19 protein-coding genes and 2 pseudogenes are annotated in these 22,973 nt (G+C 60.3%); 12 read left to right on the top strand and 9 right to left on the bottom strand.

The genetic code is table 11. The features are described from left to right. Position 1: 1 nt before the first annotated feature. Positions 2 to 1,333: a histidinol dehydrogenase gene (gene hisD / locus FZ934_RS26405; protein ID WP_153273737.1), complete on the bottom strand. Its 1,332-nt coding sequence runs from the start codon at positions 1,331 to 1,333 to the stop codon at positions 2 to 4. Positions 1,334 to 1,624: 291 nt separating this feature from the next. Beyond that, positions 1,625 to 2,395, bottom strand: a complete 771-nt coding sequence (locus tag FZ934_RS26400) for an SDR family NAD(P)-dependent oxidoreductase (RefSeq protein ID WP_153273736.1) — start codon at positions 2,393 to 2,395, stop codon at positions 1,625 to 1,627. A 118-nt stretch (positions 2,396 to 2,513) separates the two neighbouring features. Between FZ934_RS26400 and FZ934_RS26395 the strand changes: the two genes are divergently transcribed. From FZ934_RS26395 to FZ934_RS26380, 4 genes and pseudogenes are all read left to right on the top strand, one after another. After that, the gene (locus tag FZ934_RS26395) at positions 2,514 to 3,638 is read left to right on the top strand and encodes a histidinol-phosphate transaminase (protein WP_153273735.1); all 1,125 of its coding nucleotides are present in this window, start codon (positions 2,514 to 2,516) and stop codon (positions 3,636 to 3,638) included. Positions 3,639 to 3,901: 263 nt separating this feature from the next. Beyond that, entirely contained in the window at positions 3,902 to 4,759 is an 858-nt protein-coding gene (locus FZ934_RS26390) for an HAD-IA family hydrolase (protein ID WP_194273836.1), read from the top strand. Positions 4,760 to 4,841: 82 nt separating this feature from the next. Beyond that, positions 4,842 to 5,015: pseudogene (locus FZ934_RS26385) on the top strand (ABC transporter permease); the annotation flags it as partial. A 61-nt stretch (positions 5,016 to 5,076) separates the two neighbouring features. Then, positions 5,077 to 5,990: pseudogene (locus tag FZ934_RS26380) on the top strand (TIM barrel protein). 119 nt (positions 5,991 to 6,109) lie between these two features. On the opposite strand, the gene FZ934_RS26375 reads toward FZ934_RS26380, so the two are convergent. From FZ934_RS26375 to FZ934_RS26350, 6 genes are all read right to left on the bottom strand, one after another. Next, a complete protein-coding gene (locus FZ934_RS26375; RefSeq protein ID WP_153273733.1) occupies positions 6,110 to 7,768 on the bottom strand; it encodes a GMC oxidoreductase in 1,659 nt (552 codons plus the stop codon). Positions 7,769 to 7,838: 70 nt separating this feature from the next. Then, positions 7,839 to 8,924 carry an ABC transporter ATP-binding protein gene (locus FZ934_RS26370; RefSeq protein ID WP_153273732.1) on the bottom strand — a complete coding sequence of 362 codons (1,086 nt, stop codon included), beginning with the start codon at positions 8,922 to 8,924 and terminating at the stop codon, positions 7,839 to 7,841. Positions 8,925 to 8,932: 8 nt separating this feature from the next. Then, positions 8,933 to 9,817 (bottom strand): carbohydrate ABC transporter permease, encoded by an 885-nt coding sequence (locus tag FZ934_RS26365; RefSeq protein WP_153273731.1) that lies wholly within the window; start codon positions 9,815 to 9,817, stop codon positions 8,933 to 8,935. Beyond that, entirely contained in the window at positions 9,817 to 10,704 is an 888-nt protein-coding gene (locus FZ934_RS26360) for a carbohydrate ABC transporter permease (RefSeq protein ID WP_153273730.1), read from the bottom strand. Before FZ934_RS26360 ends, FZ934_RS26365 begins: the two co-directional genes overlap by 1 nt. Before the next feature lie 99 nt (positions 10,705 to 10,803). Then, positions 10,804 to 12,036, bottom strand: coding sequence for an ABC transporter substrate-binding protein (locus FZ934_RS26355; protein WP_153273729.1), 1,233 nt, complete (start codon positions 12,034 to 12,036; stop codon positions 10,804 to 10,806). Positions 12,037 to 12,094: 58 nt separating this feature from the next. Then, complete coding sequence (locus FZ934_RS26350; protein ID WP_153273728.1) at positions 12,095 to 13,045, bottom strand: sugar phosphate isomerase/epimerase family protein; 951 nt, start codon at positions 13,043 to 13,045, stop codon at positions 12,095 to 12,097. Between the two features lie 224 nt (positions 13,046 to 13,269). Here FZ934_RS26350 and FZ934_RS26345 point away from each other — a divergent pair, with 224 nt between their 5' ends. The 8 genes from FZ934_RS26345 to FZ934_RS26310 all read left to right on the top strand — a co-directional run bounded on the left by FZ934_RS26345 (position 13,270) and on the right by FZ934_RS26310 (position 21,429). After that, on the top strand, positions 13,270 to 14,340 hold the full coding sequence (locus FZ934_RS26345; protein ID WP_153273727.1) for a LacI family DNA-binding transcriptional regulator: 1,071 nt from the start codon (positions 13,270 to 13,272) through the stop codon (positions 14,338 to 14,340). 100 nt (positions 14,341 to 14,440) lie between these two features. Beyond that, a complete protein-coding gene (locus tag FZ934_RS26340; RefSeq protein WP_153273726.1) occupies positions 14,441 to 15,442 on the top strand; it encodes a LacI family DNA-binding transcriptional regulator in 1,002 nt (333 codons plus the stop codon). Between the two features lie 183 nt (positions 15,443 to 15,625). Continuing rightward, positions 15,626 to 16,660 (top strand): sterol desaturase family protein, encoded by a 1,035-nt coding sequence (locus FZ934_RS26335; RefSeq protein ID WP_153273725.1) that lies wholly within the window; start codon positions 15,626 to 15,628, stop codon positions 16,658 to 16,660. Further along, positions 16,657 to 16,968 (top strand): MocE family 2Fe-2S type ferredoxin, encoded by a 312-nt coding sequence (locus tag FZ934_RS26330; RefSeq protein ID WP_153273724.1) that lies wholly within the window; start codon positions 16,657 to 16,659, stop codon positions 16,966 to 16,968. The genes FZ934_RS26335 and FZ934_RS26330 overlap by 4 nt, the downstream gene beginning before the upstream one ends. Positions 16,969 to 17,062: 94 nt before the next feature. Further along, a complete protein-coding gene (locus tag FZ934_RS26325) occupies positions 17,063 to 18,007 on the top strand; it encodes a substrate-binding domain-containing protein (RefSeq protein ID WP_153273723.1) in 945 nt (314 codons plus the stop codon). 57 nt (positions 18,008 to 18,064) lie between these two features. Then, positions 18,065 to 19,279, top strand: coding sequence for an NAD(P)/FAD-dependent oxidoreductase (locus tag FZ934_RS26320; RefSeq protein WP_153273722.1), 1,215 nt, complete (start codon positions 18,065 to 18,067; stop codon positions 19,277 to 19,279). A 155-nt stretch (positions 19,280 to 19,434) separates the two neighbouring features. After that, the gene (locus FZ934_RS26315; RefSeq protein WP_153273721.1) at positions 19,435 to 20,274 is read left to right on the top strand and encodes a sugar phosphate isomerase/epimerase family protein; all 840 of its coding nucleotides are present in this window, start codon (positions 19,435 to 19,437) and stop codon (positions 20,272 to 20,274) included. A 27-nt stretch (positions 20,275 to 20,301) separates the two neighbouring features. Further along, positions 20,302 to 21,429, top strand: coding sequence for an S-(hydroxymethyl)glutathione dehydrogenase/class III alcohol dehydrogenase (locus FZ934_RS26310; RefSeq protein ID WP_153273720.1), 1,128 nt, complete (start codon positions 20,302 to 20,304; stop codon positions 21,427 to 21,429). A gap of 60 nt (positions 21,430 to 21,489) precedes the next feature. Here FZ934_RS26310 and FZ934_RS26305 read toward each other — a convergent pair whose 3' ends face one another. Further along, on the bottom strand, positions 21,490 to 22,923 hold the full coding sequence (locus FZ934_RS26305) for a family 16 glycosylhydrolase (protein ID WP_153273719.1): 1,434 nt from the start codon (positions 22,921 to 22,923) through the stop codon (positions 21,490 to 21,492). Positions 22,924 to 22,973: the final 50 nt, after the last annotated feature.

The following is a 22,973-nucleotide window of genomic DNA, read 5'->3' as shown; positions in this document are numbered from 1 at the left end:
ATCAACCCTTTGCCTTGTTGAGATAGGCGTCGCGAACCGAGGAAACGGCGTGAGCGTGAGAGGAAAACCCTTCGTACTCGGCAAGCTTGTGGGCGCGCTTTGCGAACTCTGGATATGCCGGCGCGGTGACGTAGCCGATCGAGCTGCGCTTGACGAAGTCAGTCACTGACAACGGACCGTATGTGCGGGCCCAGCGACTGGTCGGCAGCACCGCATTCGGGCCAAGGCAGAAGTTTCCGATGCTGACAGGTGTGTAAGGACCCATCAGGACCTCGGCCGCTTCGGTGATGTGGCTGAGATGTGCGAACGGATCCTGCGACAGAATTTCCAGATGTTCGGGCGCATAGGCGTTGACGAACTCATAGCTCTCCTCGACTGACGAGGTCAGGACGATGCCGCCGCACTTGCCGGAAAGAACGGTGCTGGAGAACTGTACTCTCTGCTCCGTCATCCGCGCCAAATGCTCGGGCAGCGCAGCCAAGGCTTCTTCCGCTACGCGGCGGCTGTGCGTGACAAGATAGGCCGAGGAATCGGGTCCGTGTTCGGCCTCGATCAACAGATCGAGCGCGGCGAGGCCGCCATGGACGGTATCGTCGGCGAAAATCATCGCCTCGGAAGGACCGGCGGGCAGTCCCGTATCGATGACGCCAGCCAGGCACCGCTTTGCGGCGACGACCCACGGGCTGCCGGGTCCGACAATCTTCAGTGCCGGCTTGATCGTTTCCGTGCCGTAGGCAATCGCCGCAACGGCCTGCGCACCGCCGACCTTGTAGACCGTGTCGACACCAGCGAGGCGCGCAGCAACAAGCGTCGCGGCATCGACGCTTCCGTCAGGTGCAGGGGGTGTGACGATCGCGAGATTGGGAACGCCGGCAACGGCGGCGGGAACCGAGGTCATCATCGTGACCGACGGGAACGACCCCTTGCCGCGCGGTACGTAGAGAGCAACAGACTGGATCGGCGTGAAGCGGTCGCCGGCGAAGGCGCCCGGCCGAATTTCCTTCAGCCACATTGCCTCGGGCTTCTGCTCTTCATGGAAGTGCCGGATATTCTCGATGCCGAACTTGATGGCTTCGATTACGTCTTCGGCAACGCCCTTGAATGCGGCGTCGAACTCGGCATCCGTCACCTTGATCGTTGCCTCTGAAACGTCGGCCTTGTCGAGTTCGCGGCCAAAGCGTGCAACAGCGCGGTCGCCCTCGGTCCGGACAGCCTCGAGGATCGGCTGCACTTTTTCGATGAAGCTCGAAATGTCCGTTTCGGATCGTCGCAGAAGCTGAGCTTTCTCGGTGGCGCTGAGCTTCGAGTATTCGTGGAATGAGACTTCAACCATGCGTAAGATCCTTGTTAACGCCGCGAACGACGGGCAGCCGAAATCCAGCCAGCGCAGCTGTGCCGGACATCAAAATTCGCGCAGTTCGCCTATTGCAAGCACGGCATATCCGCCGGATTGCATGGCAGCAACCGCCAATATCAAATTAGCAAGGCACCGACCTTCGCGGACCGGCAGCGTTGTTGAGGTCTGAGACCTCAGTGTTCCACTTTTATAATTGTCTTTATATGTCTATACATCCTTAGACATCAACCTCGAAAGCCTGTCAAGCAGCCGATTTGATCCCCGCAATCAAATGGAGGCGAGGAAGCCGCCGTCGACCGGAATGCACTGGCCGGTCACATAGGCCGAGGCTTTGCCGGCCAGAAAAACAACAACGCCGCCGATATCAGCCGCGTCGCCGAAGCGCTTCTGCGGAATCTTGTCCAGCATCCGCGAGGCCCAGCCTTCGTCCTGATAAAAGCCCTCTGTCATCGCGGTTCTGAAGTAGCCGGGCGCCACGGCGTTGACACGGATTCCAAGAGGAGCCCATTCGGCGGACAATGCCCGCGTCATGCCGAGCAATCCCGACTTCGACGATCCGTATGGTACTGCGGTTGGAATGCCGACGTAAGATGTGAGCGAGCAAAGATTGACGATGCTGCCGCCTTCCGGCTGCTTGGCCATCTGGCGCGCCGCTGCTTGCGACCAGAAGAACGCACCTTTGAGATTGGTGCCGATGATTGCATCCCAGATCTCTTCATCGACTTCCAGCGAAGGCGAGACCTGTTCGTAGCCGGCATTGTTGACGAGAATGTCGATCGCGCCGAACGAAGCTTTGAAACGCTCCAGAGTCTCATCGATCGACTTGATGTCCGTCACGTCTTGAGCACCGGTGACGCACCGTCTGCCGAGCTTTTCGATTTCCGCGCGGGTCTCCGCCAGCGACACTTCACTGCGTGCCGTCACACAGAGATCGGCTCCTGCCCGGGCAATCGCGATTGCGATCCATTGCCCGATGCCGCGGCTGGCGCCGGTGACCACGGCCACCTTTCCTTCGAGGCTGAAAAGCGTGTCTGCCATCGTCTATTCCTCTCGTTTTCCCAATCCAAGCACCGATCGCAAATAATGTCTATACATATATCGACAACTCGCGGATGCCTTCTTATGCTTCCTTCGGTTTACAGACAGTGAGGTACAGATGTCAGACACGACTAGACATATCCGCGATGAAGTGATCGGTATTCCTCGCTACAATTCCGGGCTGACTTTGGAGGAGGTTCGCGAGCGCTATAATCCTCCGGTCATTTCGAAACTCGGTTCGAACGAGAGCCCCTTCGGGGCGTCCGCCAGCGCCTTCGATTTCCAGAACAGGGCAGCGGAACTGGTTCGTCTGTATCCCGATCCGAGAGGCCATGAACTCTGTGCAGCAATTGCCGGAAAACTCGATGTCGATACCGATCAGGTCATCCTGGGGAACGGCTCCGAGGATCTGATCGCGATCATCTGCCGCGCGGTCGTCAGGCCTGATGATATCGTCACCACGCTCTATCCGTCCTTTCCGCTTCATGAAGACTACGCCGTCCTGATGGGTGGCCGCGTCGAGCGCATCGAGGTCAGAGCGGATCTCACGATCGATGTGCCGGCGCTGATCGAGGCGGCGAAACGCCGACCGCGAATGATACTCTTTGCCAACCCGATGAACCCGGTGGGCTCCTGGATCGGAAGCGATGATTTTGCCGCGTTTCTGCGAGCCGTCGACAAGGATACGCTGCTTGTCATCGATGAGGCCTATGCGGAGTATGCTGCTGGCGACGACTATCCGTCGACGATCGACCTGTTGAAGGACTGTGACCGCAGCTGGGTCGTGCTGCGAACCTTCTCGAAAGCCTACGGTCTCGCGGGATTGCGGATTGGCTTCGGCGTCACCTCCAGCCCGCAGCTTTGCGATTTCTTCAATCGCGTGCGCACGCCATTCAACACAAACGCCTTTGCGCAATATGCGGCGATGGCTGCCCTTGGGGATGAAGCGCATCTGCGTCGGACAATCGAACTGGCCCTGACAGAACGGGCGCGCATCGCCGATGGTCTCAAGCAGCTTGGTATGAGGCCCGCTCCCTCCAAGGGCAATTTCGTCTTCTTCGACTGCGGCGGTAATGCCGCGCTGCTTGCTGAAGAGCTCTTGAAAGAAGGCGTCATCGTCAAGCCGTGGAAACAACCAGGCTATGAAACGTTCATTCGCGTCAGTATCGGCAGCGTTGATGAGAACGACCATTTTCTGCGCGCGATGAAGCACTCGCTGGATAGACTTTCAGCCGCTCGATAAAACTGAATGGGCTCGGTGCGAGCCCATTCGATCCCTTCCTTTGCCTTTACCGAAGTGCGTCCACGCGCCCAGCGCATGCTGTTCCACAGCCCATGAGCATTTGCCCGCTCGTGGAGGCAGATGTCACGCAACGGTTATCTGCGGTCCTTATACCACCCTGCCAGCGTCATCCCCGGGCCCGTGTGATGAAGCCGACGATCGATGCTCGCCGAGATGGCGCGGCGATCGATCTGATCGGTTGTTTTTTGATGAAGGTATTTCCCATGGCGAAGATTGTCGGGCATCGCGGTGCGCCGAACCTGTGGCCGGAGAACTCGCTTGAGGGTTTCAGAGAAGCGCTCGAGCTTGCGGTCGATGCCATCGAATTCGACGTGCATCTGACAGATGCGGGCGAACTGGTCGTCATTCATGATGCCACGCTCGATTTGGATCTGCTGATTTTTGATTGCGATGGCGTGCTGATCGATAGCGAGTCAATTTCCGCTCGTACACTTGCGCACGCCGTAACCCAGGCAGGCGTGGACATGACGCCACGCCAGATACTGATCGAATTTACCGGCAAGTCGGAAGGCGAATTGCGGCAAGCGCTGATCGAGCGCGGTTTAGCCGATGTCGATGCAGTTCTTACTGCATGGCATAAGGACATATATGCGGCCTTCGGCCGCGAGCTTCGACCGATGGAGGGCATCGGCGACATCGTTGCCGAGCTCGACGTTGCAAAATGCGTGGCTTCCAACAGCACTGTCGAGCGCCTCGGTAACAGCCTCGGCCTTCTCCCGCTCTGGTCGGATTTCGCTCCGAACGTATTCAGTGCCGAGATGGTGGCGGCGCCCAAGCCGTCGCCGGATCTTGTCGAGTTCTGCTTGTCGAAAATGAATGCGAGCCGCGAGCGCAGCGTCATGATCGATGACAGCGCGGCGGGGATAGAGGCCGCTGTTGCGGCCGGCGTGAGGGCAATCGGTTTCGTGGATCCGAACGATCCGCGCTCGGGGCGGCGGGAGGTCCTGCTGGCGGCGGGCGCTGAAGACGTCGCGTTCGGCGCTGATGAGCTGAGGCTGATCCTTCAACGGCTCGGCGCTTACCAGGCGCGGGCGGAGCGACCAATGGAGGTCGAGGCTTGAGAACGGTCGGCACCTCTTTTTGGACGTCGGCCGAGCGACGGGCTCTGCGAATGTTGTCGAGAAGGCCCTCCGGGCGTCATCTTCAGGTCTGTCGTTTCTCGGCCTTGGCGTTCAGCCGCCGGAAACGAGCCTCGGCAACATGGTCGGCTTCGGGCGTGAGTAACTGGCGCGGCCTCCGTGGATCATGCTGACAACGCTCTCCATCTCGCTCGCAGGCGACTGGCTGCGGGACAAGCTGGACCCGACCGTCAGCTGAAGAATTTCGCTTTCCCAAATCCGTGCGCTCGCCCGGCCCTTCTCATAAAAGGAACATAACCATGAGCAATATCATATCGACCGGCTTCAATTCCGGTTCCACCGATGGTGAACTCGACAGCCTCGAGGCCGATCTGCGCCGCTTGGCCGAGCTTGGCGTCGAGACCGTGGAGCTTGGCCTGACCAGCGTAGACCTGATCGCGGGCGGTCGCGTCGTCAAGGAGCGCGCCGAGCGGCTCGCGGCGATCAGGGTCAACTTCCGTTCCGCTACACGGTTCACGGGCTCGTCTCGTCGAACTTCATGGATCCGGCGACCGCACGCTATCAGATCGATGCCGCAAAAGCGCTGGTGGAGGTCTGTGACAAGATCGGCGCCCGTGTGATCGTTCAGCACGGCGGAAACCCTCGTGCGGACCAGCTCTTCGAACGTGCCGGCGCCGACCAGCGCGAACGCGAAGCGCTCTTCGAGCTGGCCGAGTTCGCCAAGCGCTATGACGTGCGCATCGCGTTCGAGAACATCTTCACGACGGAGCGCGGGCAGTATCGCCAGACACCGGCCGAGGTCGCGGAGACCGTCAAGGCGGTCGGTCACCCGAATCTCGTGGCACTCATCGACTTCAGCCACGCCTACATCGAGTCCACCTACCGCGGCCTGAATTTTCGTGAGCAGATCCGCGCCATGGCGCCGGTCGCCGGCCACCTGCATGTGCACGACTCCTTCGGCCGTCCGCAGGCTTTCTACAAGCCGTATCACCTGCAGGAATCGACGGCGCTCGGCATCGGCGACCTGCACATGCCGCTTGGCTGGGGCGATATCGACTGGGAAGATATCTTCAGCGAACTCGAGTTCCTGCCGGGCACCGTGCTGATGATGGAAATCGGTGCCCGCTATCGCAACGAGCAGAGCGCGTCGCTCGAGCGTGCGAAGCGGCTGATCGCGCTGAACGGCAAGCGCGCTGCCGTGGCTGCCGAGTAAGGCGAGCCGGATATTCGGCTCGCCTTTCGCGTCACTGCCTTGAATGGTGCCATCGCAAGGCTGGACCTTGCCTGCGATGGCTTCTTGTCAGCCCCGAGGCTGACGTTGATCAGCGAAGCTTAGGCCTCGAAGTGGCCGGCCTTGTACTGCGCGACCAAATTCCTGCATGCGCGCAACGTCAGGCCCATGACCGTCAGCGTCGTGCCGGCGACACCGCTTCCCGGGAAGGAGCTGGCGTCGGTAACGATGACATTCGGCGCATCCCACACCTGGTTGTACGGGTTGAGAACCGAATCGCCGCGGACCTTGCCCATACGAGCGCCGCCGGTTTCGTGGATGGCCGCGCCCATGCACATCGTTTTGCGGAACCACTTGCGGAACATGAAACGGCTGAATCGCGACGCGTCCGGAAATGCACCGCGGCCCATCTCCTTCAAACCGGTGGGGGAACCGATAAACTCGAGATCGCCACCGACTTCCTTGATCATCGTGATCAGAGTTTCCTCCTGTTGCCGCAGGAGTGCATGTTCGTCCGCCTGCATTAGGCAGCGGATATGCGGAACGGGAATGTTCCATGCATCCTTTCGGCGCCGGTCGAGGGTAATGCGATTGTCAGCATAAGGCAGCATCCGCCCGAAGCCGAAGAAGGCAAGGCGGGAATCTTCGTCGCTCGGAGTGGGGGCGCGCCCGACACTGCCCTGATAGTCGAAATCTCCGCGGCCGCGATCACCTTCACCGAAGCGCGGAATGAAGATCCCGCCGGATGGATTGTAGAATGGGTCGGTCGGTGCGGATTCGTCCATAGCCCAGCCTTTCGCGCCGGCGAAGGAGCCGAAGGCCAAGCATGGAAGTTGGTCCATGAAGTACCGCCCGAGCATATCAGCGCTGTTTCCGAGGCCGTTCGGATGCTTGGCAGAAGCGGAGTTGAGAAGAAGCCGCACGCTTTCAATGGGAGAGGCAGCGACCACGACGGTCGCTGCGCGCACGGTTGATACTTCGCCCGTGTTGCGGTCGATGTACTCGGCGCCGGTGGCATGACCGGTCTTTTCGTCGGTAACGATACGACGGACGACAGCATCGTATTGAACGGTCAGGTGCCTGCTCGCAAGGGCTTCTCTCAACGGCCGTGGGACGCGTTCGGCATCAGGAGCGATATAGCGCCATGAAACGACGCGCCGTTCGGGCCAGCGGCTCTCGACCGCACCCTTGAAGGTCTCCTCGGCAGGCGTCAGACTGGCGGGCTTGGCATAGACGCCGTCGGGCAGCGTTGGGGCGTTGTCCTTGTTCCCATAAAGGCCGAGATAGGTCTCTACCTCATCATAGAACGGCGTCATTTCCTCGTACGAGATCGGCCAGTCGACACCCTTGCCGGTGCGCGAGCGGATCTTGAAGTCTTCATCCGTCCAGCGCAGCAGCACACGCCCGAAGCTATGAAGGCGGCCGCCGCCCTGGCGGCCACGGATCCAGAGGAAGGGCTCGTTCTTCGGGGTCGTGTAAGGATTCTTGCGGTCGTTGACGAAGAAGTGGCTGAAGCGCTCGGTGAAGAACGCGGCGCGTGCCTGGATCGGTTGACCCTTGATGGTTGCGCGTGCCCGCTCCCAGATGTTGATGGCGCTCGCCGGCGGCTTCTTGCGCGAAGGATCGAAATCCTTGGGTCCAACCGCAGGTCCCGCCTCGAGGAGCAGCACGGAGAGGCCTTGCGCGGTGAGTTCCTTGACTGCGAACGATCCCGCCGCGCCGGAGCCGATCACCAGCGCATCATAAACTGTCTGAGACATGTCTTATCAAATCCTGCTTGAAGCAATTCCTCGGCGCTCCAGCGCCGGGGATCATGAACAAAACGGGCGCCTAGAGGCGCGAACCGTCGGCGCCGAAGAACGACGCCTTGGTGACATCAAGGCCGGGCGCCATCGCATCACCTGGTTGAAGCGAAACGTCGCCCATCAAACGAAGCGAAAGGCTCTGGTTGTTCCAGTCGAACCAGATGACGGCGTCGGAGCCCATGGGCTCGACGACCGAGACCTCGCCGGGAATGGTGGGCAAACCGCTTGCCGCGCCGTCCAGCACCAGATGTTCGGGTCGGAAGCCGAGCGTCGCCGGGCCCGCGGCCGGAGCGGTGGACTGGAAGTTATAGCCCGCTAGACTGATGGATAGCCCGTTGCTGACGAACCGGGCCTCGCCATTGATCGTGCCGATCTTCCCTTCGATGAAGTTCATCGCCGGAGCGCCGATGAAGCCCGCGACGAAGAGATTTGCGGGTCGATGGTAGATCTCGGCCGGCGAAGCCAGTTGCTGAATCACGCCATCGCGCATGATGGCAATCCGGTCGGCAAGGGTCAGCGCCTCGACCTGGTCATGCGTCACGTAGATCATCGTATTGCCCAGGCTTTGATGCAGCTTCTTGATCTCGACGCGCAGTTCGTTGCGCAGCTTGGCGTCGAGATTGGAGAGCGGCTCATCGAAGAGGAAGACATCGACCTCACGCACGAGTGCGCGACCGATCGCAACACGCTGCCGCTGGCCGCCGGAAAGCTCCGCCGGACGGCGGTCCAGCAGCTTGTCGAGATGAAGCAGCGCCGCCGTGCGGGCAACGCGCGCCTCGACTTCGGCCTTCGGCAATCCGGCGACGCGCAGGCCGAAGGAAAGGTTCTTGCGCACCGACATGCGCGGATATAGCGCGTAGGACTGGAACACCATCCCGATGCCGCGATCCTTCGGTTCGTCCCAGGTCACGTTCTTGCCGGAGATCCAGATCTCGCCGGAGGTGATGTCCTGGAGGCCGGCGATCGCGTTGAGGAGAGTGGACTTACCGCAGCCCGAAGGGCCGAGCAGGACCAGAAATTCCTGCGGCGCGATGTCGATCGACATCTTCTCGATCACGGTATGGTCGCCGTAAGCGATCTGCAGGTCCTTGATGGAAACGGTTGATTGCATAGAAGACGTCATCCCTTGACTGCGCCGGCGGCGATACCGCGGACAAACCAGCGGCCGGACAGGAAATAGATCGCGAGCGGAACCACTGCGGTGAGAATGGTCGCTGCCATGTTCACATTGTAGTTGCGCTCGCCCATCGTCGTGTTGACGATGTTGTTGAGCTGGACGGTCATCGGCAGGTTGTCGCGGCCGGCAAAGACCAGCCCGAGAAGGAAGTCGTTCCAGATCCCGGTAAACTGCAGCATGGAAACGACCACCACCATCGGCACGGCGAGCGGCAGCATGATCTCGAAGAAGATCCGCCAGAAGCCGGCTCCATCGACACGCGCCGCCTTGCAGAGCTCCTCGGGAACGCTGACGAAGTAATTGCGGAACAGCAGCGTCACCAAAGGCAGGCCGAAGATGACGTGGACAATGATGATGCCGGCCAGCGAGTTGTAGAGCCCGACCGTCGCCATCGTGCGAACCATCGGATAGAGAAAAATCTGATAGGGAATGAGGCCGCCGGCCATCAGCAGAGCAAACAGAACGTTGGCGCCGCGGGGGCGCCAGAGCGACAGCGCATAGCCGTTGATGGCGCCGATCAGGACCGAGAGAGCGACCGATGGAACGGTTATCGCGACCGAGTTCCAGAAGCCGCTGCGGATGCCGACGCAGACCGATCCCATGCAGGCGCCGGACCAGGCGGTCACCCAGGCAGAGAAATCGAGCTTTGCAGGCAAGGCGAATATCTGCCCGAGCCGGATTTCATCCATGGTCTTCAGCGAGGTGACGATCATGGTGTAGAGCGGCAGCATGAAGAAGAGCGCCGCGACGAAAAGGAAAGAGTAGAGTCCGATGCGACCGGCGGTGATCTGGGTCGGCTTCGGGCCGTTTGGATGAGCACGTGCCATCAGGATGCTCCCTTTGCCTTGCTGCGCACATACATTGCGTAGCGGAACGGAGCGACCGCCATGATCACGCCGAGGACGAGGACCGTTGCGCCCGCCGTGGCGAGACCGAGGTTCTGACGGCCGAAAAGATTGTCCATGATGAACTTGGCCGGAACTTCCGTTGCGCTGCCCGGCCCGCCATTCGTCATGGCGACGACGATGTCGTAGGTCTTGATGACGCCCATTGCGAGAAGCATGCCGGCGGCGGCGAGCGCCGGCCCGAGCTGCGGCAGGATGATCGAAACGTAGATACGCCAGACGGGGATGCCGTCGATCCGCGCGGCCTTCCATTGCTCGGCCTCGATGCCGCGCATGCCGGCCAGAGCGATGACCATCACGAGGCCCGCCCCCTGCCAGACGCCTGCCAGCACCAAGGCGTAGATCGCCATGTCCCGGTTGACCACCCAGTCGAGCACGAAGCTTTCCCATCCGAGCGCACGCACGCTAGCCTGAATGCCGAGTGTCGGATTGAGCATCCACTGCCAGATCAGCCCGGTTACGACAAAGGACATGGCGTAGGGATAAAGGAAGATGGTGCGGAGAGCGCTTTCGAAGCGGATCTTTCGGTCAAGTGCTGCCGCGAGCAGGAAACCCAGGAACAGGCAGCCGCCGACGTAAAGGATGCCGAAGATCAGGACGTTATGCAGCGAAGCGAGCCATTTGGCGGAGGCAAACAGCTTCGCATACTGGGCAAGGCCGACATAGGTCGATGACGGAAAGATCGTCGAATTGGTGAACGACAGTCGTATCGACCAGGCCATGGTGCCAATAAAGACCACCACCGCGACCAGCCATGTCGGCAGGAGCGCAAGGGTCGCAGAGAGATTGGACTTACGTTTCATAGGCATCGTGCGTTCTTGACGGAAAGAAAAACGAGCGTCGCGTCGCCGACAAGCTCCGGCGACGGCAATGGCGCCGGGTCACGTCCGGCGCCATCTGCTGGGATCTTACTCGAAGATGGCGAAGAAGTTTTCGGCAGCCGCGGCCGCGTCATAGGTGCCGCCGCTCCAATATTCATCGACAAAGTCGTCAAGCTGGCCAACCTGCTGTGGCGTCAGCACGATGGCCTGGTCGGGTACGATAGAGCCTGCGCTCATCAGTTCGAGGCCCTTCTGTGCGCAGACATCGAGCTTCGTTTTGTCGACGTCCGAACGGGCGGGGACAGACCCCTTCTTCAGCGAAAACTCGACCTGAACAGCCGGATCCATCACGACTTCGGCAAGGAGTTTCTGTGCCTTGTCGGTTTCAGCCTTGCCGGTCTTGGGGAAGTAGAAGGAGTCCGCGATGTAAACCATGCCCGGCGATTCCGGGACGATCATGCAGCCGTAGTCCTTGCCTGGTTCCTTGCCGGCAACGGTGAACTCGCCCTTGGCCCAGTCGCCCATGAACTGTACGCCGGCCTTGGCCGTAATCAGCATGGCGGTTGCGTCGTTCCAGTTTCGGCCGGCGGCGCCGTCATCGATATAGGTGTGCAGCTTGGCAAGGATCTCAAGGGTCTTCTTGACCCCTGCGACCGAGGCCTCGCTCTTGTCTTTTTCGACATAGATCTTCTGGAAACCGTCGATCCCGACCTGGGAAAGAAGGACCATGTTGAAGACCTTGGATTGCTGCCACGGCTGGCCGCCCCAGGCGACGGGCACGATGCCTGCCGCCTTCAGCTTGTCGAGATCGGCAAAGAAGGCATCCCAGGTCTTCGGCTCTTCGGTAATGCCTGCCTTTGCGAAGGCATCCTTGGAGTAGAAGACCCAGCTTTCGCCGTGTGCGCCGGTCGGCACGAGATAGGCCTTGCCGTCGTATGAAATGAGATCCTGGATCGATTTCGGCAGGACGTCGGCCCATTTTCCGGTCGCAGCCACGTCGTCGATCGGATTGAACAGTCCCTGGCTGACGAAATCGGCGGCGGCGAGACCGATGACACCCTGCTTGGCGCCCGGAGGGTCCCCGGCCACGACGCGGTTCTGGAACGCGGCATCGGCGGCGCCGAAGCCTGCAATCGAGGAGTCCTTCCAGACACCGCCGCGCTTTTCAAACTCGGTCTTGATGACGTTGAGCGCTGCCGCCTCGCCACCAGAGGTCCAGGATGAAAGAATTTCGATCGTCGGCTTGTCTTCGGCATGCGCCTGGATCGAGAAACCGGCGAGTGCCACGCCGGCCAGAAGGAGTTTCATCATTGTCTTCATGGTTCCACCTCTTGAATATGCCCTCTTGGCGGGGCGCTGGTCGTCTTGGGAGTAGTTGTCAGCGATAGATCGGCAGGAGTGACTGCCGCACGAGCGTCAGGCCATTGGCGATGTCGCCAACCGGATCGGCTGCAGCGTCGAGCTCGAGAATTGCCCAGCCCTGATAGCCGCGGTCGCGAAGCAGTCTTGCCCAGGCCGGCCAATCGACCCGCCCCAGGCCGAAGCCGCAGAAGTACGGCCGGTGGCTGTCATGGATATGCTCGTCGATCGGCGTGTCGACCGGCATCGGGCCGAGCGCATCCTTCCAGTGGGCGATGATGACGCGCTCATGATGCCGATCAACCAGCTGAACCGGATCCGATCCGGCTACGATGATATGGGCTGTATCCGGGCACATGTGCACATAAGGCGGATCCGTGAGCATCATCATCAGATCGACGTCGCGCGCGGCGGCAAAGATCGAATGCGCTTCCGTGTGCAGGGCAAGCCGCACGCCGCGCGCATAAAGAATGGCGCCGAGCCGGTTCAGGAAGTCTGCGATCACTTTTGCCCGATCGAAGTCGAAGAACTGTACGGGCTGAGCGCCGAGCGTCTGGCGAAGCGGCGCGCCGATCACCATGATGTCGCTGCCGCAGGCCTTCAGGAAGTCGGCATATTTCTCTGCCTTGGAGATAAGTGCGTCCTGAGCTTCGCGCTGGGTGAAATCGCCGGCAGCTTCAAGCTCGGCGAAAAAGCCGCTGCAGAGCGTGAGGCCGCGCTTCGACAACTCGCCGGCAAAGGCCTCGACGGAACCGTAGGTCTTGATCGCGTCCTGCCAGTTGAAAGGGGAGAAGGTCAGCTCGACGCCCGTGACGCCTGACGCTTGGACGCTGTCGAGGATCTTGTCCCAGAATGCGCGAGGCTGGGTCTTGGCGTGCTCGATGATGGCGTCATGGCTATCGACGCCCCAGAAACCGGGGTGAAAGAAAGTCACGAGGTCGACGCCGAAGCGGAGCCTTTCATTCGTCATAGCCAATCCAATCCTCCGGGCATGACTTATCGTCTTGCGGACGGATTGTTCCGCAATAAATAAGTCATACTTTTTCAATGCGTTACGTTGTGGCAAACGTTTGCCATGACTAGATAATAGCCAAGCTGTTTTTTTACGCAAGCGGTTTTTGGCAAACGTTTGCTATGAATCGCGGCTTGCCCTAGAGTTGCAGGCAAATGACGCCGGGGAGGGAATGAAGAGACGTGAGCAAAAACAAGGATGTGCTCGGCGAGGAGCAGTCGGGGCCCCTCATGGCCGATGTGGCAAGACTTGCGGGCGTTGCGATTTCCACAGTCAGCCGCGCGCTGGCAAATCCCGGTCGTGTGAATGAAAAGACGCGTCAAAAGATTGACGCCGCCGCGAAGCAACTGGGCTACACGCCGAACGCTATGGCCCGCGGTTTGCGGGTCGGCAAATCGAACATCATCATGATCGTTCTGCCGGGCTCGCTCTATTATGGTGCCTCGCAAGTGATCCCGCAGGTTCTGCAGAGCATCAACAAGTCGCTGATACAGGGCGGCTACAACCTGATGATCGCCAACCTCGACCGTGACGAGGCGTCGGAGCGGCACATTCTCGACCTTGCGTTCGGTGGGACGGTGCGCGGCGCGATCATCCTGTCGTCGAAACTGCCGGAGGTCGATGGAAGGTCGCTTGCCTCTGCCGGTCTGCCGATCGTTTCCATGCTTCTCGACATGAGCGAGGTCGGCTTGCCGAGCGTTGTGACGAATGATCGCGAAGCGATCCGGGAGGCAACGAACGATCTGCTCGGCCTTGGTCATCGCCGGTTTCTCTACCTCGCCGGACCACAGGAGAACTACCACGACGTCGAGCGTTTCGCAGGCGTCATCGAGGCACTTCGAGGTGCCGGCCTGCCTGAAAGTGCGGTGGTTCGATCCGGTGGCCGGCTGGACTATCAGCAAGGTTTCAACATCGGCCTGGAGGCAGCGGATGATTTCGGGGCGCTTGGCGATAAGCCCACCGCCGTCATCGCAACCAGCGACGACATGGCCATTTCCTTCATGAGCCGCATTCAGTCCATGGGACTGAAAATTCCTGAAGATCTCTCGATCGTGTCCTTTGACGGTTCTCCAGTCTGCGCCTTCTGCTCGCCGCCACTCTCCACGATCGAACAGCCAATGGAAGAGATGGGGCAGACTGCCGTTGCGCTGCTGCTGTCGGCGATCGATCGCAGTGACAAACCCCGGCAGCTTCGAAACGTGATCCGTAGCCGGCTGATCGTGCGTGCAAGCATGGCCACGCCGAAGGCCTGACCTGACGATCGTCGTTGAAGCAGGTGGCGACGAGCAGCGAGTAGAAATCGCTGCCGAAGTCGTGGCAAAGATAGTCGTGAGTCCCACGATGGTTCGAACGATGACGAAACCAAGCTACCAGGATATCGCCCGACTCGCGGGTGTCGGCACTGCGACGGTCGAGCGTGTATTGAACGGGCGCGGCGGGGTTCGAGCCGAACTGATCGAGAAAGTCGCCGTTGCCGCGCGCGTGCTGAACTATCCTCGCGTCCTGCCCGAAACGCATCGAGGTCTTGTTCGGATCGAAGTCCTGATGGTGCGGCCGGAGACGACTTTTTACCGGCGGCTTGCCAACGCCTTCGAGGCAATCTCTGCGACGCTCGACCCGTTGGTGATCGTTCACCGCAGTTTTGCCGATGAGCGGAATGCGGCTGAGATCGCCGAGCGCATCCTCAAGTCGAGATCGTCCCGCTCAGCCCTGATACTCGCGGTTCCCAATAGCCCCGCGATCAATGCGGCTGTGGAGGCCGTCGCTAAGCAGGGCCTTCCGGTGGTTCATGTGGTCACGCGCGCATCGGAGACGACAGGGGATTTTGTCGGTATCGACAATTACGCTGCAGGTCGGACAGCCGCCCATTTCATTGCGCGCATGGCCCGCCGAAGCGGCCCCGTCGTGGCGCTCTGCCATCCGATCTACCAGGTCCATCGCGACCGTGTGCGCGGCTTCTCCGATTATTTTCTGGAGCATCCGGGCGAGGTGCAGTTCCAATGGCTGGCCTTCACGCGCGACGAGGAGCACTACAGCGCGGAGTCTCTGTCAGAGGCACTCACTAAATATCCGGATCTCGTTGGCCTCTACAACGCTGGCGGCGGGAATTCGGCGCTGATCAATGTGCTTCGTCGCCAGTCTGGATTTCGCGATCTCTTGTATATCGGCCACGAGTTGACCGACTACACGCGCTCCGCTTTGCAGGACGGCATCATGGATGTCGTGCTCGACCAGGCACCGGAAGCGCAGGCCCAGCGCGCGCTCGATCTGATCCTGCATCGCATCGGTCTCACGAAGATAAAGCCCGATCCCGGCCACATCCGGTTCATCACGATCACCGCAGAAGGGCTTTGATCTAATTTGATCAAGTAAGGCTTCGGTGTTTTGGCCATCCTCCTGCTACTTTGAATGCAGGGAGGAGATGCCGGCAGGTGCCGATGGGACCGGGCCGGAACCCAGCGCGCTACGCGCTCTCTCCTCCACGTCGAAAACCTTGTGTGGGCGCAGGCTGACGAAGCGCGCCCGGAGGAGAGCGCAATGGACGATCTGAAATTTGGAGTGCGCAACAAGCGCGGAGATTGGACACCGAACAAGCCGGTCGAATATGCGCCGCTTTTTCAGTTTCCGACCCGTTTCATGGCGATCCTGAAGTGGCTGCCGCACTACTTCCTCCCATGGAACGTGATCTTCGCGATTTCCGCTGTTGCCTATTGGGCATGGGTCATTCCGTCGGTCGAGACGATGCAGACGATCAGTGTCGGCTGGGTCGCATGGCTGTATGGCGTGAATGCGGTCTGCGTCTTTTTGTTCTACGGAGCGTTCGAGCTCCATCTTTACGTTTTGAAGCGCCAGGAAAACCGCTTCAAATACAATGGCAAATTTCCGGCTGATCAGAAAAGCAAGGCATTCTGGTTCGAAAGCCAGAACCTCGACAATATCCTCAGGACGTTCCTCTCAGGCGTGACGATCTGGACCGCGCTCGAGGTTGGGATGCTGTGGGCTTACGCCAACGGTTATGCGCCCTGGCTGAGTTTCGCCGAAAACCCGTGGACGCTCGCTCTTGTCGCCCTCGTCGTGCCTGTCATCCACGAGTTCCATTTCTTCTGCGTTCACCGGCTCATCCATACGCCGTTTCTTTATAAATGGGTCCACTCGGTTCACCACAATTCGGTCAACCCTTCGCCGTGGTCGTCGCTGTCGATGCATCCCGTCGAGCACCTGCTGTACTTCGGCACGGTCTTCTACCATCTGGTCCTGCCGTCCAACCCGATCATCATGCTCTACCAGCTCCACTATGCGGGATTTGGTGCGATCCCCGGCCACGTTGGCTTCGACAAGGTCGAGGTTGGCGACGACAAGCTGGTCGATAGCCACGCCTACGCTCACTACCTGCATCACAAGTATTTCGAAGTGAACTACGGCGATGCCCTGATCCCTCTCGATCGCTGGTTCGGTACATGGCACGACGGTTCCCCCGAAGGCGATGCCCGGATGCAGGAACGCTACAAGAGGCGGAAGGAAAAGCTTGCTGCCAAGAAAGCCAGCTCCGAAACACAGGAGGCAGCACGATGAACTGGATTCCAGCCTGCAGCCTCGACGACATCGAACAGGAAGGTGCAATCCGCTTCGACCACGGTGGCCGCACCTACGCGATCTACCGCGCGTCAGATGACAGTGTCTATTGCACGGCGGGTCTCTGCACCCACGAAGCGATCCACCTGGCGGATGGCCTCGTGATGGATTTCGAGGTCGAATGTCCCAAGCATTCCGGCGCGTTCGACTACCGAACGGGTGAGGCGCTCAGACTTCCTGCTTGCGAAAACCTGAAGACTTATCCGGTCGAAGTGATCGACGGAGAAGTCCGCGTGGCCCTCGCCTAAACCCACCGAAAGACACTGCGATTGATATGAACCGGGCCCCTGCCGGGGCCTCCGGATGCAACGTGGGCGGTCCGGCGCTCATTGGGAGGATGACATGAAATCGGTTTACCTAGGCGCTTTGGCGGCGCTTCTGATGGCTGGCACGGCATCGGCTGAGACGATCGGTGTCTCGATGCAGAGCTTCGACAACAATTTCCAGACATTGCTGCGCGAAGGGCTGCAGTCCAGAGCCGCCGAGGTGGACGGCGTCAAGATACAGGTCGAGGACGCCCAGACCGATATCTCCAAGCAGATCAACCAGGTGAACAACTTCATCGCCGCCGGCGTCGATGCGATCGTCGTGACATTGGCCGACGCTTCCGCAGCTCCGGGTATCAGTGCTGCGGCCCAGAAGGCAAACATTCCCTTGATCTACCTCAACCTCGAACCCGGCAATTTCGCGCAGCTTCCCGAGAAGCAAGCCTATGTCGGATCGAAAGAGACCGATTCCGGCAAGCTCGCAGCCGAGGCAACCTGCGATCTCTTGACGGCGAAGAAGAAGGAAGGGAACGCCCAGGTCTATATCCTGATGGGAGACCTCGCTCATCAGGCATCACGGGATCGGACCTCGTCGTTCAAGGAAACGCTGGCCGGCGGTGCCTGCAAGGGCGCGGTGATTGCCGACGAGCAGTCCGCGGCATGGCAGCGAACCAACGCCATGGATCTGACGACGAACTGGATCACGAGCGGTCGGCCGATCGATGTCGTCTTCGCCAACAATGACGAGATGGCGCTCGGCGCAATCCAGGCAATGAAAGCTGCCGGAACGTCGATGGACGACGTCATCGTCGTCGGCATCGACGCGACGCAGGACGCCTTGGCCGCGATGGCGGCTGGTGATCTTGACGCGACGGTGTTCCAGAACGCCAAGGCTCAGTCCGCAAGTGCACTCGATGCCGCCGTGGCGCTTGCCCGGGGGCAAAAGGTCGAGAAACAGGTCATGGTGCCCTTCGAGCTCGTTACGCCGAAGAACATGACCCAGTACGCAAGCCGAAACTGATGGCTCGCTGGCGCATCGCAAGGTGATGCGCCGGCCCAACTCTCGGGTGGAACGAAGATGGACGATATCGTTATTGTCGGGGCAGGCGAGTGCGGTACGCGGGCGGCTTTCGCATTGCGCGAGACCGGCTATACCGGAGCCATCACTCTGGTCGGGGCCGAGTCTCATCTGCCTTACGAACGACCGCCCTTGTCCAAGCCGATGGACGGTGCCGTGCAGATGAAGGCAATTTGCGGATCTGACACGATTGCGAGCGCCGCGATAGATTATCTGCAGGGGGCTGCGGCTACTAGCCTCGACCCATCCTTGCGAACCGTCTCGCTCAACGACGGTCGTACGCTTCGCTATCAAAAGCTTCTCCTTGCGACCGGCGCACGCCCCAGGCGGCTGACATGCGTGGGCGCCGAACATGCGCTTGATTTCAGGACCTGTGGTGATGCGAGCGAGATTTTCTTTCGCGCGGCCTCCGCGAAGAGCGTCGCGATCATTGGCGGCGGCCTTATCGGCATGGAGCTTGCGGCGGTTCTTCGGGCCAAGGGCGTAAACGTCACCATCATCGAGGCCGCTGCAAAGCCGCTTGGAAGAGCAGTGCCGACGCGGTTTGCGCAGAGCCTGCATGCAAGGCACATCGCCGAAGGCGTGGAGTTCCGCCTTGGCGTCGGTGTTGCCGAGATCACCCCCAGCGCCGTTCTGCTGGCTGATGGAACGGAGGTGCCTGCCGATGTTGTCGTTTCAGCCATCGGCGTGACGGCGGATTGTGCGCTTGCGGAAGCAGCAGGGCTTGCAACGGGCAACGGCATCCATACCGATACTTTCTTGCGTACCAGCGATCACGATATTTTTGCAGCCGGCGACTGTGCCGCCGTGGCACAGCCGGGCGGTGGCCACATCAGGTTTGAAAGCTGGCGGAACGCGCGGACGCAGGGCGAGACGGCGGCGAGAAACATGCTCGGGGAGGCCAGGCCTTTCGATGCCATCCCGTGGTTCTGGTCCGATCAGTATGACCTCAGCTTGCAGGTCGTCGGCTTACCACGGCCCGAGCATCAGGCGATTGTCCGTGGCTTGCCTGATGGAGAGTTGGAGTTTTATCTTGATGGAGGGCGTCTCGTTGCGGCGGCGGGGCTTGGACGCGGCAACAGTCTCGCCAAGGACATCAAGCTCGCCGAGATGCTGGTTGCCGCTGAATTGGTTCCCGATCCCGAAGCGCTGGCTGATCCAGGCGTAAATCTCAAGGCTGTTCTCAAGAGCGCCCGCGCCGAAGCGGCGGCTTGACTGCCGCACAATGTCATATGGACGGCAGCTCATCCTCAAGTTGCCTGTCCGGGAGGGAGGCAGCTTTACGGCTCCTCCCTCCCCAATTTCTGGCCCGACGAGCGTTCTGTAATGTATAAAACGTCCTGCACTCCAATCACCTTCCCGAGGCTCGAATGCAAAGCTTGAACGTTCTCCAGTCGCTGTGGGCAATGGAGTTGCGAAGCGCGGTTCGACCCGAGCCAGCGCTCGAGGAAAATATTGGACGCATCGCGGCGGCGGGCTTCGATGGCGTCAGTGCCCATTGGTACGACCGCGCCTATGTCAGGCGGCTAAGCGTCCTTCTTGCCGAACACGGCTTGAAGGCCGAGGGGCAATGCTTTCCAAAAACTGTCGATGATCTGAAGCCGGCCCTCGAAAACGCCGTCGAATTCGGCGTCTCGCATCTTTGTCTGCAACCGGATGTGCGGCTCCGCCGCGTCGAGGACTGTCTTCCGCTACTGGAAGGATGGCAGCGCCTAGGCGAGGAGGCGAAGGTGCCCGTCTATATCGAGACGCATCGCGATCGCATGACCACCGACCTCTTCTTTACACTCGACCTAATGGATCGGATGCCGGACCTCAAGCTGCTGGCCGACCTCTCGCATTTCCTTGTCGGACGGGAATTCGCGGTCCCTGTCTCGGACGAGAACCATGCCTCGATACATCGCATCCTCGATAGCGCCTGGGCGTTCCACGGCCGCGTGGCCTCTCGAGAGCAGGTGCAGATCGAAATCGCCTTTGCACACCACAAGCCGTGGCTGGACCTCTTCATGGGGTGGTGGGAATACGGGCTGAGAAGCTGGTGCCGCCGCGCCGGAACGGACGATACTGTCGCGTTCGTCTGCGAGCTCGGACCGAAACCCTATGCCATCACGGGGCCGGATGGAGAAGACACGACGAATCGCTGGCAGGAGGCACTTCGCTTGAAAGACGAAGTACGAGCACTCTGGAAACGAATTGCTGCCGAAGAGTAAAACCAATCGATTGAGGAGAATTCGAAGATGGACGTTCGCGCCGCCGTTGCCGTTCAGGCAGGAAAACCGCTCGAGGTCATGACCGTACAGCTCGACGGCCCCAAGGCCGGCGAGGTGCTGATCGAGGTGAAGGCGACCGGCATCTGCCACACCGACGACTTCACGCTGTCGGGCGCCGACCCGGAAGGCCTGTTTCCGGCGATCCTCGGCCATGAAGGTGCGGGTATCGTCGTTGACGTCGGTCCAGGTGTGACCTCGCTGAAAAAGGGCGATCACGTCATTCCGCTCTACACGCCGGAATGCCGCGAATGCTACTCCTGCACTTCGCGCAAGACCAACCTCTGCACCTCGATCCGCTCGACGCAGGGCCAAGGCGTCATGCCGGACGGTACCTCGCGCTTCTCGATCGGCAAGGACAAGATCCACCACTACATGGGCTGCTCGACCTTCGCGAACTTCACCGTCCTGCCGGAGATCGCGCTTGCCAAGATCAACCCCGACGCTCCCTTCGACAAGGTCTGCTACATCGGCTGCGGCGTGACGACCGGCATCGGTGCGGTCATCAACACCGCCAAGGTCGAGATCGGCTCGACGGCCATCGTCTTCGGCCTCGGCGGCATCGGCTTGAACGTCCTGCAGGGCCTGCGCCTTGCCGGCGCAGACATGATCATTGGCGTCGACATCAACCCTGACCGCAAGGCCTGGGGCGAGAAGTTCGGCATGACCCACTTCGTCAACCCCAAGGAAGTCGGCGACGACATCGTGCCTTATCTCGTCAACATGACCAAGCGCCATGGCGACCTGATCGGCGGCGCAGACTACACCTTCGACTGCACCGGCAATACCAAGGTGATGCGCCAGGCGCTGGAATCCTCGCATCGCGGCTGGGGCAAATCCGTCATCATCGGCGTTGCCGGCGCTGGCCAGGAAATCTCGACGCGTCCGTTCCAGCTGGTCACCGGCCGCAACTGGCTGGGCACCGCCTTCGGTGGCGCGCGTGGCCGTACCGACGTGCCGAAGATCGTCGACTGGTACATGGAAGGCAAGATCCAGATCGATCCGATGATCACCCACACCATGCCGCTCGAAGACATCAACAAGGGCTTCGACCTCATGCACAAGGGTGAGAGCATTCGCGGCGTGGTGGTCTATTGAGGTCACTTTCTTCGGGCGACGGAATGCCGTCGCCCTTTTTCGCTTCGCTTGTCGCTGCGGCTAGATATGCCAGTCGGTCGTGTGGCTGGTTTCCGATGCGACCACAGGGCTGTCGGTGAGCGAATAGGCTCTGATATAGTCGATGTGCATCTCCGAGCCATTGGCCAGACCGTTCGAAGGCGCTCCCGCAGAGCCGCCAACCGCCAGGTTGACCAGCATGTACATTGGGTCATGCATATCGGCAGGCGTGTCGGTCTGCGCGATCGCGACATCATCGAAATACCAGGTGATGTGGTCCTCATCCCAGAGAACGCCGTAGTTGTGGAAACCATCCGTGCTCGGCACCTTGACCGGAATTGACTCCATCGTGTGCGTGCCGTTCTCATTCGTGTGCGCGGTCACGTTGACCGTGTTCGGATCCTGCCCGCGCATTTCAACCACGTCGAGCTCTGGCGGCCACGAGCCATCTTCGGGAAGCAACCAGAATGCCGGCCACACACCCTGATCCGTCGGCATATCCGCTCTTATCTCGAAGTAGCCGTAGGTCTGAGCGAAGGACGAGTGTGTGTTCAGCAGGCCCGAGGTGTAGTCGTAACCATTGATCTGCGACTGGATCGCTTCCGAGGCTGGATCCGCCGAGATGGTTAGGACGCCATTGCTGACCGAAAACGGATTCGCGGCTGCGGTCGGAGCATGGTCCGGGTTTATGTACCACTGCAGCTCGCCGTTCCCTGTCAGCGTGCTCCCCTTTTCCGGCGCCCACCAGAACTTCGCGTCCCACGTCCCCTGGTCTCCGTGCCGCAGCGACAGGCTGTTGAATTCGTCGTCGAAGGTGAGGCTCAGATGCGAACGATCAAGCGGTAATTGGAACTGGCTCGCCTGCAGGCTCGAAGCCTGAGTGTTCGCCATGACAAGGCTTTCGCCGCCACCCAGATCGAACCGCAGGTTGGCTCCCTCCTGCGTGGAATGAGCAAGCAGCTGCTCGAAGGACGACAGGCCATAGCCGTTCAGTCGCAAGGTATCGTCGCTTGAGAAATCGACGATGAGATCGCTGCCATTGCCGTGGGTGACGATGAAGGTGTCAGCCCCGCCGCCACCGATCAGGACATCGTTCCCTGCGCCGCCGTCGATCGTCTGGCTGCCCGATGCCCCGGAGATGATGTTGTCCAGGGAATTGCCAAAGGCGTAGCGTCCGTTGCCGGTTACCGTCAGGTTTTCGAAGTTGTCGGGAAGCGAGAAATTCATCCAGGTATTGATGGTGTCTATTCCCCCGCCCGGCTCCTCCACCGCGCGGTTTATGCCGGAATAAAGGTAGTAGATGTCATCTCCGGTTCCTCCGTGCATGGTCACGTTGACCGAACTGTCACCCCAGATCGAGTCGTTGCCGGCCGTGCCGTTCAGAACCGCACCTCCGCCACTCGCGGAAAACCAGGCTGTCGACCCGCCGCTGTAGTAGAGCGCCTGGCCGACGGCATTCTCGATTGATTTTGCCATTTTCAACTCCTTCGATTTCGGATCCGTTGAGGATGGGTTGTTCCTCCCAG

The sequence above is a fragment of the Rhizobium grahamii genome (assembly GCF_009498215.1).
In the GTDB taxonomy this organism is placed as follows: Bacteria; Pseudomonadota; Alphaproteobacteria; order Rhizobiales; family Rhizobiaceae; genus Rhizobium; species Rhizobium grahamii_A.
The sequence above is the reverse complement of the archived record's forward strand: the minus strand, read 5'-3'. Positions and strand labels throughout refer to the sequence as shown.

What these genes read in the sequence shown, in the direction of transcription:
- FZ934_RS26310 (WP_153273720.1), top strand. Translation starts at nt 20,302, where the DNA reads ATGGACGTTCGCGCCGCCGTTGCCGTTCAGGCAGGAAAACCGCTCGAG.
- FZ934_RS26330 (WP_153273724.1), top strand. Translation starts at nt 16,657, where the DNA reads ATGAACTGGATTCCAGCCTGCAGCCTCGACGACATCGAACAGGAAGGT.
- FZ934_RS26320 (WP_153273722.1), top strand. Translation starts at nt 18,065, where the DNA reads ATGGACGATATCGTTATTGTCGGGGCAGGCGAGTGCGGTACGCGGGCG.
- FZ934_RS26340 (WP_153273726.1), top strand. Translation starts at nt 14,441, where the DNA reads ATGACGAAACCAAGCTACCAGGATATCGCCCGACTCGCGGGTGTCGGC.
- FZ934_RS26400 (WP_153273736.1), bottom strand. Translation starts at nt 2,395, where the DNA reads ATGGCAGACACGCTTTTCAGCCTCGAAGGAAAGGTGGCCGTGGTCACC.
- hisD (WP_153273737.1), bottom strand. Translation starts at nt 1,333, where the DNA reads ATGGTTGAAGTCTCATTCCACGAATACTCGAAGCTCAGCGCCACCGAG.
- FZ934_RS26305 (WP_153273719.1), bottom strand. Translation starts at nt 22,923, where the DNA reads ATGGCAAAATCAATCGAGAATGCCGTCGGCCAGGCGCTCTACTACAGC.
- FZ934_RS26325 (WP_153273723.1), top strand. Translation starts at nt 17,063, where the DNA reads ATGAAATCGGTTTACCTAGGCGCTTTGGCGGCGCTTCTGATGGCTGGC.
- FZ934_RS26365 (WP_153273731.1), bottom strand. Translation starts at nt 9,817, where the DNA reads ATGGCACGTGCTCATCCAAACGGCCCGAAGCCGACCCAGATCACCGCC.
- FZ934_RS26335 (WP_153273725.1), top strand. Translation starts at nt 15,626, where the DNA reads ATGGACGATCTGAAATTTGGAGTGCGCAACAAGCGCGGAGATTGGACA.
- FZ934_RS26350 (WP_153273728.1), bottom strand. Translation starts at nt 13,045, where the DNA reads ATGACGAATGAAAGGCTCCGCTTCGGCGTCGACCTCGTGACTTTCTTT.
- FZ934_RS26390 (WP_194273836.1), top strand. Translation starts at nt 3,902, where the DNA reads ATGGCGAAGATTGTCGGGCATCGCGGTGCGCCGAACCTGTGGCCGGAG.
- FZ934_RS26315 (WP_153273721.1), top strand. Translation starts at nt 19,435, where the DNA reads ATGCAAAGCTTGAACGTTCTCCAGTCGCTGTGGGCAATGGAGTTGCGA.
- FZ934_RS26375 (WP_153273733.1), bottom strand. Translation starts at nt 7,768, where the DNA reads ATGTCTCAGACAGTTTATGATGCGCTGGTGATCGGCTCCGGCGCGGCG.
- FZ934_RS26360 (WP_153273730.1), bottom strand. Translation starts at nt 10,704, where the DNA reads ATGCCTATGAAACGTAAGTCCAATCTCTCTGCGACCCTTGCGCTCCTG.
- FZ934_RS26395 (WP_153273735.1), top strand. Translation starts at nt 2,514, where the DNA reads ATGTCAGACACGACTAGACATATCCGCGATGAAGTGATCGGTATTCCT.
- FZ934_RS26370 (WP_153273732.1), bottom strand. Translation starts at nt 8,924, where the DNA reads ATGCAATCAACCGTTTCCATCAAGGACCTGCAGATCGCTTACGGCGAC.
- FZ934_RS26355 (WP_153273729.1), bottom strand. Translation starts at nt 12,036, where the DNA reads ATGAAGACAATGATGAAACTCCTTCTGGCCGGCGTGGCACTCGCCGGT.